The sequence below is a fragment of the Streptomyces hamibioticus genome (genome assembly GCF_047946815.1).
In the GTDB taxonomy this organism is placed as follows: Bacteria; Actinomycetota; Actinomycetes; order Streptomycetales; family Streptomycetaceae; genus Streptomyces.
In genome coordinates, this window is record NZ_JBKKQY010000001.1 from 6,230,867 (window position 1) to 6,247,221 (window position 16,355).

Annotated in this window: 16 protein-coding genes and 7 tRNA genes; 15 read left to right on the forward strand and 8 right to left on the reverse strand. The window is 70.9% G+C overall.

What is annotated here, in order from left to right; genetic code table 11:
* Positions 1-139: 139 nt before the first annotated feature.
* The gene (locus ACLGIH_RS28280) at positions 140-349 is read left to right on the forward strand and encodes a hypothetical protein (protein ID WP_416528107.1); all 210 of its coding nucleotides are present in this window, start codon (positions 140-142) and stop codon (positions 347-349) included.
* Positions 350-582: 233 nt separating this feature from the next.
* Here the strand turns inward: ACLGIH_RS28280 and ACLGIH_RS28285 are convergent.
* The 5 genes from ACLGIH_RS28285 to ACLGIH_RS28305 all read right to left on the reverse strand — a co-directional run bounded on the left by ACLGIH_RS28285 (position 583) and on the right by ACLGIH_RS28305 (position 1,049).
* A tRNA-Val gene (locus ACLGIH_RS28285) sits at positions 583-654 on the reverse strand.
* A gap of 30 nt (positions 655-684) precedes the next feature.
* Positions 685-756: transfer RNA gene (locus tag ACLGIH_RS28290), tRNA-Val, on the reverse strand.
* A 35-nt stretch (positions 757-791) separates the two neighbouring features.
* Positions 792-863: transfer RNA gene (locus ACLGIH_RS28295), tRNA-Val, on the reverse strand.
* A 1-nt stretch (position 864) separates the two neighbouring features.
* Positions 865-938, reverse strand: a tRNA-Cys gene (locus tag ACLGIH_RS28300).
* 38 nt (positions 939-976) lie between these two features.
* Positions 977-1,049: transfer RNA gene (locus ACLGIH_RS28305), tRNA-Gly, on the reverse strand.
* Positions 1,050-1,227: 178 nt separating this feature from the next.
* Here ACLGIH_RS28305 and ACLGIH_RS28310 point away from each other — a divergent pair.
* From ACLGIH_RS28310 to ACLGIH_RS28320, 3 genes are all read left to right on the forward strand, one after another.
* Positions 1,228-2,283, forward strand: a complete 1,056-nt coding sequence (locus ACLGIH_RS28310; RefSeq protein WP_416528108.1) for a chorismate-binding protein — start codon at positions 1,228-1,230, stop codon at positions 2,281-2,283.
* Entirely contained in the window at positions 2,280-3,101 is an 822-nt protein-coding gene (locus tag ACLGIH_RS28315; protein ID WP_416528109.1) for an aminotransferase class IV, read from the forward strand. The genes ACLGIH_RS28310 and ACLGIH_RS28315 overlap by 4 nt, the downstream gene beginning before the upstream one ends.
* A 73-nt stretch (positions 3,102-3,174) precedes the next feature.
* On the forward strand, positions 3,175-3,999 hold the full coding sequence (locus ACLGIH_RS28320; RefSeq protein WP_416528110.1) for a GNAT family N-acetyltransferase: 825 nt from the start codon (positions 3,175-3,177) through the stop codon (positions 3,997-3,999).
* Positions 4,000-4,026: 27 nt separating this feature from the next.
* Here ACLGIH_RS28320 and ACLGIH_RS28325 read toward each other — a convergent pair whose 3' ends face one another.
* Positions 4,027-4,548 (reverse strand): DsbA family protein, encoded by a 522-nt coding sequence (locus tag ACLGIH_RS28325; protein ID WP_416528111.1) that lies wholly within the window; start codon positions 4,546-4,548, stop codon positions 4,027-4,029.
* A gap of 207 nt (positions 4,549-4,755) precedes the next feature.
* Here ACLGIH_RS28325 and ACLGIH_RS28330 point away from each other — a divergent pair, with 207 nt between their 5' ends.
* On the forward strand, positions 4,756-5,205 hold the full coding sequence (locus ACLGIH_RS28330; RefSeq protein WP_416528112.1) for a hypothetical protein: 450 nt from the start codon (positions 4,756-4,758) through the stop codon (positions 5,203-5,205).
* Between the two features lie 151 nt (positions 5,206-5,356).
* Positions 5,357-5,524 carry a hypothetical protein gene (locus ACLGIH_RS28335; protein ID WP_416528113.1) on the forward strand — a complete coding sequence of 56 codons (168 nt, stop codon included), beginning with the start codon at positions 5,357-5,359 and terminating at the stop codon, positions 5,522-5,524.
* Positions 5,525-5,617: 93 nt separating this feature from the next.
* Here the strand turns inward: ACLGIH_RS28335 and ACLGIH_RS28340 are convergent, their stop codons facing one another.
* Together ACLGIH_RS28340 and ACLGIH_RS28345 are read right to left on the reverse strand one after the other, a co-directional pair.
* Positions 5,618-6,178, reverse strand: coding sequence for a CGNR zinc finger domain-containing protein (locus ACLGIH_RS28340; protein ID WP_416528114.1), 561 nt, complete (start codon positions 6,176-6,178; stop codon positions 5,618-5,620).
* A gap of 308 nt (positions 6,179-6,486) precedes the next feature.
* Positions 6,487-6,900: an SsgA family sporulation/cell division regulator gene (locus ACLGIH_RS28345; protein WP_004002642.1), complete on the reverse strand. Its 414-nt coding sequence runs from the start codon at positions 6,898-6,900 to the stop codon at positions 6,487-6,489.
* A 191-nt stretch (positions 6,901-7,091) separates the two neighbouring features.
* Here ACLGIH_RS28345 and ACLGIH_RS28350 point away from each other — a divergent pair, with 191 nt between their 5' ends.
* From ACLGIH_RS28350 to ACLGIH_RS28390, 9 genes are all read left to right on the forward strand, one after another.
* Positions 7,092-7,553 (forward strand): TIGR02611 family protein, encoded by a 462-nt coding sequence (locus ACLGIH_RS28350; protein ID WP_416528115.1) that lies wholly within the window; start codon positions 7,092-7,094, stop codon positions 7,551-7,553.
* Between the two features lie 1,140 nt (positions 7,554-8,693).
* Positions 8,694-8,765 (forward strand) — tRNA-Val (locus ACLGIH_RS28355).
* Between the two features lie 370 nt (positions 8,766-9,135).
* On the forward strand, positions 9,136-10,422 hold the full coding sequence (locus ACLGIH_RS28360) for an ABC transporter substrate-binding protein (RefSeq protein WP_416528116.1): 1,287 nt from the start codon (positions 9,136-9,138) through the stop codon (positions 10,420-10,422).
* A 10-nt stretch (positions 10,423-10,432) separates the two neighbouring features.
* Positions 10,433-11,389: a carbohydrate ABC transporter permease gene (locus ACLGIH_RS28365; RefSeq protein ID WP_416528117.1), complete on the forward strand. Its 957-nt coding sequence runs from the start codon at positions 10,433-10,435 to the stop codon at positions 11,387-11,389.
* Positions 11,386-12,276: a carbohydrate ABC transporter permease gene (locus ACLGIH_RS28370; RefSeq protein WP_416528118.1), complete on the forward strand. Its 891-nt coding sequence runs from the start codon at positions 11,386-11,388 to the stop codon at positions 12,274-12,276. Before ACLGIH_RS28365 ends, ACLGIH_RS28370 begins: the two co-directional genes overlap by 4 nt.
* A 9-nt stretch (positions 12,277-12,285) precedes the next feature.
* Entirely contained in the window at positions 12,286-12,876 is a 591-nt protein-coding gene (locus ACLGIH_RS28375) for a hypothetical protein (RefSeq protein WP_416528119.1), read from the forward strand.
* Between the two features lie 119 nt (positions 12,877-12,995).
* Complete coding sequence (locus ACLGIH_RS28380) at positions 12,996-15,731, forward strand: exo-rhamnogalacturonan lyase family protein (RefSeq protein WP_416528120.1); 2,736 nt, start codon at positions 12,996-12,998, stop codon at positions 15,729-15,731.
* Positions 15,732-15,770: 39 nt separating this feature from the next.
* Complete coding sequence (locus tag ACLGIH_RS28385; protein WP_416528121.1) at positions 15,771-16,217, forward strand: SRPBCC family protein; 447 nt, start codon at positions 15,771-15,773, stop codon at positions 16,215-16,217.
* A 39-nt stretch (positions 16,218-16,256) separates the two neighbouring features.
* Positions 16,257-16,328: transfer RNA gene (locus tag ACLGIH_RS28390), tRNA-Val, on the forward strand.
* The last annotated feature ends 27 nt before the right edge of the window (positions 16,329-16,355 follow it).

Sequence of the window (16,355 nt, forward strand, 5' to 3'; positions counted from 1 at the left end):
ATCGGTACGCGGGCATGACGCCCCGGGCGGGCCGGACACCTAGATTTGGGGTCAAGCGGCGGGTGGAGCACTCGTCCCCCGAGGTCAGACACCCGCCGCTGCCGACGACACACGCAACCGAACGGTCAGGAGAGGGGCCATGGCCCAGACGGCACTGCGGACGCTGGTCCGCATGCGGGAGCGCAGGGTGTACGCCGCCCCGCTCCGCGCCCGCCGCCAGGGCCGCCGCCACCCGCTGGTGGCGACGCTGATGGCCCTTCCCCTGGCGGTCCTGCTCCTCCTCGTCTTCGACGGGTGGGAGACAGTGACCGAACAGGCGTCGTCCGTGGGTGTGGTGCTGGGGCGCTGAGCGGCGACCCCAGGCCCGGAAGAGCGGTCCGGGCGGGGACATCCATCCATGAAACCCCGTGGGGACGGGGGTGCGGCGGACGGCACAGATGCCGGCGCAGCTGGGGAGCTGCGCCGGCATCGCTGTGCCGTCATCCATTGCCGTGCCGTCATCGCCGCGTCGGCCTCGCTCGCCCTCGGACCACCGCACGACGAAGCCCCCGGCCGTACGAGACGGCCAGGGGCTTCGGGCTGTGGACGATACTGGGATTGAACCAGTGACCTCTTCCGTGTCAGGGAAGCGCTCTCCCGCTGAGCTAATCGTCCTCGGGACCGTGACCAGCCGACCACGGATCGTGCGCGATACTGGGATTGAACCAGTGACCTCTTCCGTGTCAGGGAAGCGCTCTCCCGCTGAGCTAATCGCGCGGGGACCCTCATGGATCAAGGTCCTTGCGGACCAGTGGACGATACTGGGATTGAACCAGTGACCTCTTCCGTGTCAGGGAAGCGCTCTCCCGCTGAGCTAATCGTCCTTGGAGGTGGAGACGGGATTTGAACCCGTGTAGACGGCTTTGCAGGCCGTTGCCTCGCCTCTCGGCCACTCCACCAGGAGTGCAGGGGACCCGGAGATCCCCCTCTTCCTTCGAGCGGACGACGAGGCTCGAACTCGCGACCTCAACCTTGGCAAGGTTGCGCTCTACCAACTGAGCTACGTCCGCCTGTCGGTTCGGTTCGCTTCCGCGTCCCGGCGACGTGTTGAACTCTAGCGGATTCCCGGGCCAGTACAAAAACGCGTTTGTGCAGCGTGCTGCACTGCCTCCCGCCGCCGACCTGGTCAAGGCGTCCGGAAGGACACGTTCGGGTCACCTCCGCGACACCGGTCATAGACTCGACGGCGTGCACGACCTGCTTCCTCTCGCCCGGTTCGGAGACCTTCTGGCCACCGGTCTCCGCGATGTGACCAGCGACCCCGCGGCCCTCGACTCCAGCGGCTTCTGGGCCGTGGCCGCGGACTTCGAGGGGCGTCTGACCTGCGCCCGCTTCTCGGACGTACGCGAGGAACCGGTTCCGGCTCCGGTGCCGGGCCGGTGGCGAGGGCCGGACGTCGGTGACTGGACGTCGTCGCTGGACCGCGAAGCGTACACGGCGGCCGTGCGGCGCATCCGTGAGCACATAGCGGCCGGCGAGGTCTACCAGGCCAACCTCTGCCGCGTGCTGTCGGCGCCCGTACCGTCCGACGCCGACGTGGACGCCCTGACCGCTCTGCTGGCCCGCGGCAACCCGGCGCCGTACGCCGGAACGATTCGGCTGCCGGACCACGGGGTGGAGACGGCCACCGCGTCCCCAGAACTGTTCCTGCGCCGCGACGGCCGGGTCGTCGAGTCGGGGCCGATCAAGGGCACGGGGCGCACCGAGGCGGATCTCCTGGAGAAGGACTACGCCGAGAACGTCATGATCGTGGACCTGGTCCGCAACGACATCGGGCGCGTCTGTGCCACGGGCTCGGTGACGGTGCCCGACCTGTGCGTCGTCGAGAAGCACCCGGGGCTGGTCCACCTGGTGTCGACGGTGCGCGGCGCACTGCGGGACGGGGCGGGGTGGCCCGAGCTGTTCGGCGCCGCCTTCCCGCCCGGGTCGGTCACCGGCGCCCCCAAATCCAGCGCCCTGCGGATCATCGACGCGCTGGAGACGGCGCCCCGGGGGCCGTACTGCGGCGGCATCGGCTGGGTCGACGCCGACCGGGGCGTCGGAGAGCTGGCCGTCGGCATCCGTACCTTCTGGGTCGACCGCACCGCCGGGGACGGCGCCCTGCTGCGCTTCGGCACCGGCGCCGGCATCACCTGGGGCTCCGACCCCGAGGGGGAGTGGCGGGAGACGGAACTGAAGGCGTCGCGGCTGCTCGCGGTAGCGTCGGGGGCCTACGAGGTGAGTGGAGAGGGAATACCGACGTGAGGATCTGGTTCGACGGCGGGTTGCGGGACATCGACGCAGCCCGGGTCTCCGTCTTCGATCACGGCCTGACGGTGGGCGACGGCATCTTCGAGACCGTGAAGGCACGGGACGGCAAGCCGTTCGCGCTGACCCGGCACCTCGACCGGCTGGCCCGCTCCGCCCGCGGGCTCGGACTGCCCGACCCCGACCTCGACGAGGTCCGCCGTGCCTGCGACGCCGTGCTGGCGGCCAACCCCATGCCGCTCGGCCGGCTGCGCATCACCTACACCGGCGGCCACGGCCCGCTCGGCTCCGACCGCGGCGAGCACGGGCCGACCCTCGTGGTCGCCATCGGCGAGACCGCCCGTCGCCCCGACTCCACGGCCGTGATCACCGTCCCCTGGGCCCGCAACGAGCGCGGGGCGCTGACGGGCCTGAAGACGACCTCCTACGCCGAGAACGTCGTCGCCCTCGCCCGGGCCCATGAACGCGGTGCCTCGGAGGCGCTGTTCGGCAACACCGTGGGACAGCTGTGCGAGGGGACCGGGTCGAACGTCTTCGTCGTCGTCGACGGCGAGATCCACACCCCGCCGCTCGCCTCCGGCTGCCTGGCGGGCATCACCCGTGCCCTGACCGTGGAGTGGACGGGCGCCAGGGAGACCGACCTGCCGCTGGACGTCCTGGAGCGGGCCGACGAGGTCTTCCTGACCTCGACGCTGCGGGACGTGCAGGCCGTGCACCGGGTCGACGACCGCGAACTGCCGGGCGTGCCGGGTCCGGTGACGGCCAAGGCCATGCGGATCTTCGAGGAGCGGTCCGGCGACGACCTGGACCCCTGATCGCCGGAAGGGGCCCCACCAAGACCGGGAAATCAGGCTGACGCCCGGCCCGCCGCCGGGTAGAAACCCCTTGATGACCACGACCCTGCGGCCGACCGAGCCGCTTCAGCGCGCGGCCGACGGGACGCGTTCACGGCGCTACCAGGTGTGCGTGAACAGCCGTCCCGTCGGTGCGATACATCTCGGCACCTCGCCCGCCCTCGGCGACTCCGTGGCCCGTGTCCTGCACCTGCGCATCGACGAACCCGATCGCCGGCGCGGCCGGGGCACGGTCGCCGCGCTGGCGGCGGAGGAGGTGGCCCGGGGCTGGGGCTGCCGGCAGATCGAGACGACCGTCCCCGCCGAGGCGGAGGCGGCGCTCCGGCTGGCCGGGATGCTCGGCTACGTCCTGCGCAACCGCCGTATGGAGAAACCGCTCGACGGCACCCCGCCCGCACTGCCGGCGGGCAGCGGGCCGCGGCCCATGACGGCGGCGGAGTTCGACGCGTGGGAGGCCCACGAGTCCGAGCAGTACGTGCGCACCTGGACCGACCGGGGCGTGCCCGAGGCCGAGGCCCGGGCCAAGGCCCGGCGGGACCGCGAGACGCTCCTGCCGGACGGCGCGGCCACCCGGGACATGCTCTTCAGCGTGCTGGAGCACGAGGGCGTCCGGGTCGGCACCCTGTGGCTGGCGCTGCGCGGCGAGGTCGCCTACGTCTTCGACGTCGAGACCGACCCGGCGCACCGCGGCCGGGGGCACGGCCGCGCCCTGATGCTCCTGGCGGAGGCCCAGGCGATCACCGCCGGCCGGCGTGTGCTGGGCCTCAACGTGTTCGCCGGCAACACCGCGGCCGAGCGGCTCTACGAGTCACTGGGCTACCGGACCACGCAGTACAGCCTGTACAAGCCGCTGGTGTAGCGGCCCGCGGGGGAGTCGCGCCGCCGCTCAGGCCTGCGGCCCGGACAGCAGCCGGTCCGCGATCTCCTCGATGCGCTCCCGGAGCCCCTCCTGGCTCTTTCCGCCGTCGAGCCGCTCCCCGCCGATGACGTACGTCGGCGTGCCGGTCACGCCGATCGCCTTGCCCTCGGCCTGATCGGCGTCGACGATCAGGATGTGCCGGCCGTCGATCAGCGCCGTGTCGAACTCCTCGGCGTCGAGACCCAGTTCCCGGGCCGTCTCGACGAGGAGGGCCTCCCCCTCGCGGTCCAGCTCCTCGACCCGGCCGAGCACGGCCTCCACGTACGGCCAGCCCCGCCCCTGCGCGACGGCCTCCTCGGCGGCCTGGGCGGCGGCGAAGGCGTGCTTGTGCTTGTCCAGCGGGAAGTGCCGCAGCCGCACCTCCAGACGGTCGCCGTAGCGGGCGCGCAGGGCGCGGACGTCGTCCAGGGCGGTACGGCAGTCCGGGCACTGGAGCTCGCACCAGACGTCGAGGACGGCGGCGGGACGGGCGGGGGAGGAGTCGCTCATGGACAACAGTCTCCCAGCCCGGCTTCCGGCGGCCCAAACGGACCTCTCGCCCGGCGCGGGGCGTACGGCCCCTCCGGGACCTGGGAAGGAGCGGACCCGGAGATCTCCCTGATGTCGGGCCCGGGCATGGCCCCACGGGGTCCGGACGGTGCAGGATGGAAGGGACGAAGTACTCCCTGCCCGAGCGAGCCCAGCCTGGAGGACCGGATGATTGCCGAGACCGTCTGCTCCGCCGTGTCCGCGGCGGGCCTGGGCATCGCGGCGATCACCGCGTACCGCAGGCGCTTCCTCACGGCGGCCCGCATCGCCGCCTACGCACTGATCCCTCTCGGCCTGGTGATGACCGGCGTCGTGCAGTGGCTGGCGGACACCGCCTTCAGCCTCACCGCCTGGGCGGGCTTCGGGGTGCTCGGTGTCTCCTGGCTGCTGTTCCTGACCACCCGCGCCGTGGAGCGCCGGCGTGGCGGCACCCGCAAGGAGCGCAAGCAGGCGCGTGCCGCCGCCAAGGGCGAGGCGGTCGCCCCGGCGGCCTCGGCGCCCTCCCTGGGCTCCGGCTCCGCCTCCGCTTCCCGGCCGGCGGCCCGGCCCGCGGCCGAGCAGGGTGCCGACGAGGACTTCAGCGACATCGAGGCCATCCTCAAGAAGCACGGCATCTGAAGCGTTCCAGCGGGTTCGGACACAGGGGATCCGCCGCCGTCCGTAAGTGATCACAACCCGAACCGAAGATCGCGGTTAGCGGCGAACTCCGGCGCACAAGGTGTGTGTTGATCGCGCCGGAAGGGCGCACTGCGTCATCATCGCCCGCGAGATGCTGGACACGACACAGCTGGACACGACAGAGAGCGACGCCGCGCCGCGCAAGGACGAGCCGCGCGGCTGCCTCTTCGCCCTTTCCCAGCCACCGCTGATGATCTTCCTTGCGGTGATCGGGTGTCTGCTGCTCATGGCTTCGTTGCACGATCTGCTGTTGCTGTGAGCCGTACCCGCGTTCCCCGGCGACACCCGCCGGGGGGCGCGTCGGGCCGGTCTCCCCGGTGGGCCCGCCGTCCGGTGCCGCGGACGGCAGCCGTCAGCCCGCGGCCTCCTTGCGGCGCGCGCGGTAGGCCGCCACATGCAGGCGGTTGCCGCAGGTGCGGCTGTCGCAGTACCGCCGTGAGCGGTTGCGGGAGAGGTCGACGAAGGCCCGCCGGCAGTCCGGGGCCTCGCAGCGGCGCAGCCGCTCCCGCTCCCCGGCGACCACGAAGAACGCCAGGGCCATCCCGCAGTCGGCGGCCAGGTGGTCCGCGACGGAGGCGCCGGGGGCGAAGTAGTGGACGTGCCAGTCGTAGCCGTCGTGGTCGGTGAGCCGGGGGGTGGTGCCCGCGGCGGCGACCAGTTCGTTGATCACCCCGGCGGCGGCCCGGGGGTCCGGTGCGGCGAAGACCGCGGCGAAGCGCCCGCGGATCTTGCGCACCGCCGACAGATCGAGCTCCGAGAGCACCCCGACATCGCTGATCTGGTGGTTTCGTACGAAATCCTCGAGGGCGGCGACGTCCGCCAGCCCGTCCGGCGTCGACTCGTCCTCCGGTGCGGTGTTCACCAGATCGACCACGGTGTCGAGGGCGCACCGGGTGTCGTGGGTGATCAGCACGTTTCGCTCCCTGGCCTGGGGGTCGGGCGGGCGCCCGCCGATGCTGGCCGATGGTAGTGGCTCCCGGAGCCGCCGTACCGGCCTCGATTCCGCCTCCCGCTCGCGGAGGGCGGCCCCGGCCAGGGCCGCCCGCTCGCCGATGCCCGTACAACGCCGGCCGCCCGTCCCCGGTTCCCGTGGCCACACGCACACCGGCGCCGCCCCGCGGAGATCCGCGGCGACGGCGCCGGTGCGTGCCGTATGCGGTTGTCCCGGCCCGAGCCGTCACCCCGAGTCGACGGCGCCGGGCGGCTTGCGGGGCCCTCGCCCTAGCTTTCCGCCAGGATGTGCGAGAGCTCCTGGTCGAGGTCGAAATGCCGGTGCTCCGTGCCCGGGGGCACGGCGGCGTCGGTCCGCTTCAGGAAGGACTCCAGGGCCCGCGCCGGGGCCTCGAGCAGAGCCTCCCCTTCCGGGGAGCTCAGGGCGATGCACACGACGCCCTGACCGTGGCTGCGCGACGGCCAGACACGGACGTCGCCGGTGCCGGTGGGACGGTGAAGCCCCTCGGCGAGGAGGTCGCGGGCGAACACCCACTCGACGGTCTCCTCGGCTCCGGTGTGGAAGGTGGCGTGCACGGCGTAGGGGTCGGCCGTGTCGTACCGCAGGCCTGCGGGGACAGGCAGGGAGGACTCGCTCGACACAACGAGGCGCAGGTGCAGCTCGCAGCTGACCGTGGTGTTCATAAGCGCCAGGGCCTTTCGCTCAGTGTGCGCTCGGGGATTCGCACGTCGGCGAAATCGACATGCCACCTACGGTGCCGTTGTAAACCCCTCTGAGTGTTTTGCGTGCGTTTACGTAACTCATCCGGCGGAGGGATCGTTGTCGAGGTGCGGCCATTCCGGTGACTCGTTTCGCTCGGGTAGGGTTTGGCCGTATGAACACGGGGAGTGACAAGCTGGGCGAGGTGGCCGTGGCGTCGAAGGAGACCGGTACGGCCAGTGCGGCCGGCTCGGAGACCGAGCGGCCACTCGGCTCCAGGGCGCCGGAATTCATCAAGTCCAGCCGCATGCTGCACCTCAGCTGGCAGGTGGGCGTCTTCATCATCGGGCTCGCGGTCGTGATCACCGGCATCATCATGTTGCCGCTGCCCGGGCCGGGCTGGGTCGTGATCTTCGGCGGCATGGCGATCTGGGCGACCGAGTTCGTCTGGGCCCAGCTGGTGTTGCGCTGGACCAAGCGCAAGGTCACCGAGGCGGCCCAGCGGGCACTCGACCCCAAGGTGCGCCGCCGCAACATGATCCTCACGGCGGTCGGCCTGGTGATCTTCGCTGTCATCGCCGGGTTCTACCTGTGGGAGTTCGGCTTCGTGATGCCCTGGAAGATCGAGAACCAGTGACGCCGCCGGGGTGCCGGGGCGGGCGCCGAGCCGCTCCCTGACCAGGGGCGCTCCGTTTGCCGCGTGCCTTTCGGGCTGCCGCGGGCGCGACGGCTGCCGGCCGTCCGCCGGCCGTCCGCCGGGTGTCGTGCGCCCGTCGTCGTCCCGCGCCCGTCGGCCGACGCCTCCCCGGCGCCCTCGGGTGTCCCGAGAGGCGTCCGTCGGGCCTGCTCCCGCCCGGCGCGGCTTGGCCGAGCCGACGGCTGCCGCCACTGCCGGGGGCTGCGACGATCGGGGGACGCCTTCCCGTCGTCCGGGCGGCCGTCCCGGCTGTTGCCGGGGGCTCGGCGAGGGCCGCGGCCACGGTCCTCGCCATCACCGGCGATACCGCCCTCGACGCCGCCGGCGACACGCTCCTCGCCGTCACCCTCGACGCCGCCGACGACACGCCATCGCCATCGACGCCGCCCTCGCTCGGGAAGCCGCAGGCCACCAGTGAGGCCGTAGGCCGCCAAGTGGTCCGTAGGTCCTCAACGGGCCGTCAAGGGGTCCCCAGGCCGTCAGGGAAGCCGCAGATCGCCAGGGAGGCCATCAGGCCGCCAGAGAGGCCGCAGGGCGCCTCACCAGGGCCATAGGGACTCTCCCGCCGTTGCCGGTGCCGACCTCCCGACCGCCGGAGGCGCCGGCCCGTGACGCCCGGTGGTCGGTGGGCCCGCTCACGGCGACACGGGTCTGCGCCGGCCGCGAGCCCCTCCGGGGCGGACGCGTACCGTGCCCCACCGGCGACGAGCGCTGTCACGCACCGTGATGGCCCACCCGTCCAGCGGGCCGGGGCCCCCGTGCCGAAACGCCGTCTGGGGCGTGGGCCGGTGCGGCCGGCAGCGCATCCCGCGCCCTTCAGGGCGACAGCCGTTCACGCCCGGTGGTGGACCGCACCCGCCTGCGGACGTGCACCGTCGTCGCAAGCGGCCGTTTCGGCCTCTCATGTGCCCGGTGCGGCGCTCAGGGACAGTGCCCTCCTCGACGGTCGGCGCGGCTCGCCGGCCTGCCCGGATCCGGCCGGGCGAGCCTCGCCGCCGCCCGCGCCGCCGCCCCGGCCGCAGGTCGGCCCACCGCTGTCACGGGCACCCCCTGACATGCGGTAATGTTCTTCCTGCGCCCGGGCGATTAGCTCAGTGGGAGAGCGCTTCGTTCACACCGAAGAGGTCACTGGTTCGAACCCAGTATCGCCCACCCGAAGACGGCGGCCCGCCTGCGACAGAGCAGGCGGGCCGCCGTCGTATGCGTACGGGTCGCCCGCTCCGTGCGCAGGTCGTCTCCACTGCGCGCAGGCCGCGTCCCCTGTCCGCAGGCCGTGTCCCCCGTCCGCAGGTCGTCTCCTCGCGCCGGTGTTCGGCCGGCCGATCGCACTCGCCCCCACCTGCGCCGTCGCCGTCAGCGCACCGCCCGCCCCGCCGGCCCCGCGGCACCTCCGCCGACGTGCCTGGCAAGAAAAGTGTGCCGGACTCATTGACGCACCCCGGGCCCCTCCGTAACTTGTGCCAGCAAGCGCTTACTTGAAACGATTCATCAACGCTGCGACGAGACGCGGGGAGGCCTGACGGTGGGAACCAGCAGGAATGTTGAGAGGCGCACGATCCTGAAGGCGGCGGGGGCCTCCGCGGCCGCGCTCGGTCTGGCCGGCACGGCGGCCTGCGGAGGCGGCGGCGCCTCGGCGGACGGAACGGTGACGATCCGTTACTCCTGGTGGGGGGCCGACGAGCGGGCCAAGCGGATCAACGAATCCATCAAGCTCTTCGAGAAGAAGTATCCGAAGATCAAGGTGAAGACGGACTTCCAGGACTATGTCTCTTTCTGGGAGAAGTTCCAGACGCAGGCCGCCGGTGGAAATCCCCCGGACGTTTTCCAAAACTCCGTCACTTTCCTTCGGAAATACGACAAGAGAGGGATTCTGCTCGACCTCAGGACGCAGACCGAAGCGGGGAATCTGAGCCTCGACAACTTCCGCGAGGGCGTCGTCGAGGTCGGCCAGGTCGACGGCAAGCAACTCGGTGTCCCCGTCGGCTCCAACACCATGGCGCTGGTCATCGACGAGAAGGTGTTCCGCAAGGCCGGTGTCGCACCCGAGTTCGGCTGGACCTGGGACGACTACTTCAAGGCCCTCAAGACCATCCACGACAAGACCGGCGTCCCCGGAGACACCGGCTACTTCGGCATCATGTACCTCTACGACCTCTACCTCCGCCAGAACGGCAAGGCGTTCTTCACGCAGGACGGACTCGGCTTCGACCAGGCCGATCTGACGGAGTGGTGGCAGGACGGCTACAACCGCATCAAGGCCGGCATCGTCACCGACCCGAAGGTCGTCGAGCAGGACAAGCCCAAGTCCTCCCTCGCGGCCGGGCACGGCGCCTCCGAGTTCACCTGGGACAACTTCGCCGTCCGCTACACGGCGGAGGGCGACAGCGAGTACGGCCTCGCCCCGATCCCCACCACCGACGGCAAGAACACCGGGCAGTACCTCGCCTCCCTGATGCTCAGCGCCTCCTCGCGCACGGAGCACCCCAAGGAGGTCGCCCAGTTCATCGACTTCATGGTCCACGACCCCGAGGTCGGCAAGATCATGGGCTACGACCGCGGCATCCTCGCCGGCACCGAGCAGTACGCGGCGTACAAGCCGACCGACCCCATCGGCAAGGAGATCGCGCGGTACGAGGAGGACACCGCGAAGGCCGGTGTGCTCGGCACCATCACCCCGCACCCCTCCGGGGCCGACACCGTCGAGGCCGCCTTCCTGCGCATCGGCGGCGACATGGCGCAGGGCAAGACCAAGGTCTCCGACGCGGTGAAGCAGTTCTTCTCCGAGTCCGAGACCGCCTTCCAGCAGTGAGGGGCACCCCGTGACGCTCGTCAAGGACTCCCCGCCCGCGACCCGGAAGGCCCGGCCTGCGGCGCCGGCCGCCGACAAGCGCCGGGGCCGCAGGGACAACCTCGCCGGCTACCTGTTCATGTCCCCGTGGATCGCGGGCTTCCTGCTGCTGACCGCGGGCCCCATGGCCGCCTCCCTGTACTTCGCGTTCACCGACTACAACCTCTTCAACACCCCGCAGTGGATCGGCTTCGACAACTTCACCCGGATGTTCGACGACCCGCGGTGGCAGAAGTCGGTCGAGGTGACCGCCAAGTACGTGATCATCGGCACACCGATGAAGCTGCTGCTCGCGCTCGGCATCGCCCTGCTGCTGGCCCAGAGCCGACGCGGTCAGGCCTTCTACCGGGCGGCGTTCTACGCCCCCTCGCTCATCGGCGCCAGCGTCTCCGTCGCCTTCGTCTGGCGGGCGATCTTCTCCGACGACGCGATCGTGGACCGGACGATGTCCGTCTTCGGCTTCGAGGTCGGCGGCTGGGTCGGCAACCCCGACTGGATCCTCTACTGTCTGGTCGCGCTGACCGTCTGGCAGTTCGGGGCGCCCATGGTCATCTTCCTGGCCGGCCTCAAGCAAGTGCCCCGGGAGCTGTACGAGGCGGCCGAGATGGACGGCGCCGGTCCCTTCCGCCGGTTCTGGAGCATCACCCTGCCGATGATCTCCCCGGTGCTGTTCTTCAACGTCCTGCTGGAGACCATCCACTCGTTCCAGATCTTCGGCTCGGCCTACGTCGTGTCCAACACCTACTGCGGTCCGGCCGACGCCACGCTGGTCTACACCTGCTACCTGTACCAGAAGGGCTTCAAGGAGTCCCAGATGGGCTTCGCCTCCGCGATGGCCTGGATGCTGCTGCTCGCCGTGGCCCTGGTGACGATCGTCCTGTTCTGGTCGCAGAAGAAGTGGGTGCACTACGAGGAGGACGCCCGATGAGCGCCACCACGTCCACCCGTCCGGCCCCGGTCCCCAGGACGCACGGCCCCGGCCGGCGGCGCACCGGATCGCTCGCCTGGCACCTCGGCGCCCTGCTGGTGCTCGCGGTCGTCCTCTATCCCGTGGTCTGGGTGATCGGCGCCTCGTTCAAGCCCAGCCGGGAGATCATCGGCAGCCTGGAGCTGTTCCCCACCAGCCCGATCCTGGACAACTTCAAGGGCCTGGCCGACGGCATCGCCGACATCTCCGTCCTGACCTTCTTCGAGAACTCCCTCTTCTACGCGCTCGGTTCCGTCGTCGGCATCCTCGCCTCCTGCTCGCTCACGGCCTACGCCTTCGCCAAGATCAGGTTCGCCGGCCGGAACGTGCTGTTCTCCCTGATGATCGGCACGCTGCTGCTGCCGTACCACGTGCTGCTCATCCCGCAGTACGTCATGTTCCAGAAGATGGAGCTGGTCAACACCTACGTCCCGCTGCTCATCGGCAAGTACCTCGCCACCGAGGCGTTCTTCGTCTTCCTCATGGTGCAGTTCATGCGGAACCTGCCGAAGGAGCTGGACGAGGCCGCCCGGATCGACGGGTGCGGGCACTTGCGCATCTACTGGTCGATCGTGCTGCCGCTGTGCCGGCCCGCGCTCATCACCAGCGCGATCTTCACCTTCATCAACGCCTGGAACGACTTCATGGGCCCGTTGATCTACCTCAACGAACCCGGCAAGTACACGGTCTCGCTCGGCATGATGATGTTCCGCGACCAGGAGAGTGTCGCCAACTACGGCGGCATGATCGCCATGTCGCTGGTCGCCCTGCTGCCGGTGCTGCTGTTCTTCCTCGCCTTCCAGCGGTACCTGATCGACGGCATGGCCACGTCCGGACTGAAGGGCTGAGGGGCCGTCATGGCAGAAGCACGCGCCCGGGCGCGCAAGGAGCCCGCACTGGCCGAGCGCTTCGCGGTCTTCGCCGAATGCCTGCTCACCGGTGTGTGGATCGCGGTCGCCTCGCTCGGCGTGGTCACCTTTCCGGCCGCCTTCGCCGCGGGCGCCCGGCATCTGCGGCGCCGGGCCGCGCACCAGGGCGGCGGGTGGCGGGAGTTCGCGGCCGACTTCCGGGCGGCGCTGCGCGGCGGGTGGCTCGTCGGGCTCGCCGGGTGGTCGGCGGCGGCCGCGGTCTGGGTGGACGTCCAGGCCGTGCGGGCCGGGCTGCCCGGCGGACCGTTGATCGGAGCCGTCGGCCTGGCCGCGCTGATCGGGTGCGTCGTCGCCGGGCTCCGTGCGGCGGCGGTCTGGACGCCCGGCGCCGGCTGGCGGGCGCTGCTCGCGGCCGCCGGCCGCCGGACGGTCCTGGACCCGGCCGGGTCCTTCCTGCTCGTCGCCGGGCTGGCCGTGGTGGCCCTGTCCGGCTGGTTCATCGCGCCGCTCGCCGTCCCCGTCCTCGGTGCCGTCGCGGCGGCGGCCGTCGCCGTGGAGGAGCGCCACCGCCGCCGCTGACCGACGGCTCCTGGTACCGGGTCGGCGCCCTCGGCACCGTACCTACCTCTGTCATGCCCATGCCCTCGCTGAGTCAATCGCTCCCGCCCGGAACACGTCCCCCGAGGAAAGGAAGGGCCATGTCCCCCATCCCCCGCAGGTCCCTGCTCAAGGCGGCCGCCGTCGCCGGAGCCGCCGCCCAGTTCAGCTGGGCGTCGGTAGCCCAGGACGCCCAGGCGGTTCCCCGGGCCGAGCCCGCCGACGCCGACCCCGTGACCCTCGACTGGCTGGAGGAGGGCGGACTGGGCGCCGCACCCGGCTCCACCGTCGGCGTGCCCTGGCCGAAGGGCGCCCTCCAGGAGGACCAGGCGTTCGCGCTCACGGACGCGGACGGCAAGGCCGTGCCCGTGCAGTCGTGGCCGCTGGCGTACTGGCCGGACGGTTCCCTGAAGTGGACCGCGCACGCCGTGAGCACCGGCTCCGGCGAACTGACCCTCACCACCGGCACCCCCGCCCCGCCCGAGAAGAAGGTCACCGTCGACCGGCGCGGCGGCACCATCGACATATCGACCGGCGTGATCACGGCCAGGATCGGCAAGTCCGGCGCCACCCTGATCAAGTCGGTCACCAGAGGCTCCACCGAGATCGCCAAAAACGGCAGACTCGTCCTGCTCCGCCAGCCCGAGATCGAGGACGGCGACCAGGGCACGGTGAAGTACGAGCGCTTCGACGGCGCGATCTCGGAGGTGAAGGTCGAGCAGGAGGGCCCGGTCCGCGCCGTCGTCCGCATCGACGGCAAGCACCGCAAGGGTCACCGCGGCTGGCTGCCCTTCTCCATCCGCCTCTACTTCTACGCGGGCGCCGACTCCTTCCGCATGGTGCACACCATCACCTACGACGGGAAGCAGGAGCCCGGCAAGACCAGCGGCGACTTCGTCCGCGGCCTCGGCGTCCGCTTCACCGTGCCCATGCGCGACGAGTCCTACGACCGCCACATCCGCATCGGCGGCGAGGGCACCGGCATGCTCCGCGAGGCCGTCAAGGGCATCACCGGACTCCGCCGCGACCCCGGAGCGGCCGTACAGGCGGCGCAGTTCGCCGGCGAGAAGCTGCCCGACCCGGCCACCTGGGACCAGCGGGTCACCACTCGCCTCCAGTACATCCCGGAGTGGGGCGACTACACCCTCTCCCAGCTCTCCGCCGACGGCTTCACCGTGCGCAAGCGCACCAAGAAGGGGCACGGCTGGATCGGCGCCGGCGGCGGGCGGCGCGCCTCCGGCTTCGGCTACGTCGGCGGGGCGAGCGGCGGGCTCTCCTTCGGGCTGCGCGACTTCTGGGAGAAGTTCCCGGCCCAGCTCGACATCCGCGAGGCCCACACCGACGAGGCCGAGGTGACCCTCTGGCTCTGGTCGCCCGAGGCCCAGCCCATGGACCTGCGCTTCTACCACGACGGCATGGGCCAGGACACCCACCCCGAACAGCTCGAGGGCCTCAACATCACCTACGAGGACTACGAACCCGGCTTCGGCACCCCGTACGGCATCGCCCGCACCTCGGAGCTGATGTTCTGGGCCAACGCCACCACCCCGAGCGCCGAGAGGCTCGCCGAACAGGTCGAGGCCGTGCGCGTCCTGCCGCAGCTGGCCGCTCCGCCGAGGCAGCTCATCAGGTCCAGGGTCTTCGGCCCCGGCCTCTACTCCGAGCCCGACCGCTCCACACCCGCCAAGGCGAGGATCGAGGACCACCTCGACTTCCTCTTCACGTACTACAAGGACCAGGTGGAGCAGCGCCGCTGGTACGGCTTCTGGGACTACGGCGACATCATGCACACTTACGACACGGCACGGCACCAGTGGCGGTACGACGTCGGCGGCTACGCCTGGGACAACTCCGAGCTCTCACCGGATCTGTGGCTCTGGTACGCGTACCTCAGAAGCGGCCGCGCCGACATCTTCCGGTTCGCCGAGGCCATGACCCGGCACACCGGGGAGGTCGACGTCTACCACCTGGGGGAGTGGGCCGGCCTCGGCACCCGGCACGGCGTCCAGCACTATGCCGACAGCGCCAAGCAGCAGCGCATCGCCAACACCACCTACCGTCGCCACTACTACTTCCTCACCGCCGACGAGCGCGTCGGCGACCTCATGCACGCCAACGTCGACTCCGACGAGACCTTCCTCGTCCTCGACCCCATCCGCAAGATCCGCACCGAGCCGTACACCCCCGACCGGCACGCCCTGTCGATCGGCTTCGGCACCGACTGGAGCGGCCTGGTGTCGGCGTGGCTGACCGAGTGGGAGCGCAAGGGCCCCAAGTGGGAGAAGGCACGCGCGCGCGTGCTGTCCACGATGGAGACCATCGCCGCCCAGCCCAACGGCTTCGTCCAGGGCAGCGGCCTGTACGACCTGGACACCGGGAAGTTCGCCGTGGCCGACACCCCGAAGGTCGAGGTCTCCCACCTGTCCGCCGTCTTCGGCCTCAACGAGTTGTGCGCCGAGCTGATCGACCTCGTCGACATGCCGGAGTTCAAGGCGGCCTACCTCGACTACTGCCGCTACTTCAACGCCACCAAGACCGAGCAGGCGGCACGCTACGGCCGCAACTTCGGCAGCCTGATCCTCTTCCAGGGCCATTCGCGCCTCGACGCCTACGCCGCCGTGCAGACCGGCGACGAAAAGCTCGCCACGCGCGCGTGGGAGAAGTTCTACAACTCCGACGGCTACCGGGAGTCGGCCCCGTGGAAGACGGAGAAGCTCACGGGACCGGTCGCGCTCGTGCCGGGCAGTGAGGCGAGCTGGGTGTCGACGAACGACACCGCGCTGTACGGGCTCGCCGCGATCGAGAACCTCGCCCTGCTGGGGGACCGGATGCCGTAGCCGTACCCGAGGGCGCCCCGGCGCGGGCACACTGCCGTCATGGACTGGAACCACTACCGCTTCCTGAGTCTGTGGGCCGTGCCCGCGCCCGTCCCGGCCGTGTACCAGGCCCTCGAGCACATCGAGGACTACCCCCGCTGGTGGCCCCAGGTGCGCGAGGTCACCCGGCTCGGCGACACCAGCGGGCTCATCCGCTTCCGTTCCTTCCTCCCGTACGACCTGACCCAGACCATGCGGGAGCAGCGGCGCGACCCGGCGGCCGGGGTGCTGGAGGTCGCCTTCGCCGGGGACATGGACGGCTGGGCCCGCTGGACCGTCACACCGCGCGGCTCCGGCACCCTAGCCCGGTTCGAGCAGGAGGTCGACGTCCGCAAGCCGCTGCTGCGGCGGCTGGCCGTACCCGGCAGGGCCTTCTTCCGTGCCAACCACGCGCTGATGATGCGGGCGGGGCGGCGCGGACTGGTCAGGTATCTGGAAGCGGTTTGAAGACTTCGCGGCGGTACCTGTATTGTTCAGTGCGTTCCCGGGCGATTAGCTCAGTGGGAGAGCGCTTCGTTCACACCGAAGAGGTCACTGGTTCGAACCCAGTATCGCCCACCCGGAGAAGCCGGTCCGTCGACGACG

Coding starts and splice junctions, on each gene's coding strand:
- ACLGIH_RS28280 (WP_416528107.1), top strand. CDS start 140: ATGGCCCAGACGGCACTGCGGACGCTGGTCCGCATGCGGGAGCGCAGG.
- ACLGIH_RS28320 (WP_416528110.1), top strand. CDS start 3,175: ATGACCACGACCCTGCGGCCGACCGAGCCGCTTCAGCGCGCGGCCGAC.
- ACLGIH_RS28325 (WP_416528111.1), bottom strand. CDS start 4,548: ATGAGCGACTCCTCCCCCGCCCGTCCCGCCGCCGTCCTCGACGTCTGG.
- ACLGIH_RS28330 (WP_416528112.1), top strand. CDS start 4,756: ATGATTGCCGAGACCGTCTGCTCCGCCGTGTCCGCGGCGGGCCTGGGC.
- ACLGIH_RS28335 (WP_416528113.1), top strand. CDS start 5,357: ATGCTGGACACGACACAGCTGGACACGACAGAGAGCGACGCCGCGCCG.
- ACLGIH_RS28345 (WP_004002642.1), bottom strand. CDS start 6,900: ATGAACACCACGGTCAGCTGCGAGCTGCACCTGCGCCTCGTTGTGTCG.
- ACLGIH_RS28350 (WP_416528115.1), top strand. CDS start 7,092: ATGAACACGGGGAGTGACAAGCTGGGCGAGGTGGCCGTGGCGTCGAAG.
- ACLGIH_RS28370 (WP_416528118.1), top strand. CDS start 11,386: ATGAGCGCCACCACGTCCACCCGTCCGGCCCCGGTCCCCAGGACGCAC.
- ACLGIH_RS28375 (WP_416528119.1), top strand. CDS start 12,286: ATGGCAGAAGCACGCGCCCGGGCGCGCAAGGAGCCCGCACTGGCCGAG.
- ACLGIH_RS28380 (WP_416528120.1), top strand. CDS start 12,996: ATGTCCCCCATCCCCCGCAGGTCCCTGCTCAAGGCGGCCGCCGTCGCC.
- ACLGIH_RS28385 (WP_416528121.1), top strand. CDS start 15,771: ATGGACTGGAACCACTACCGCTTCCTGAGTCTGTGGGCCGTGCCCGCG.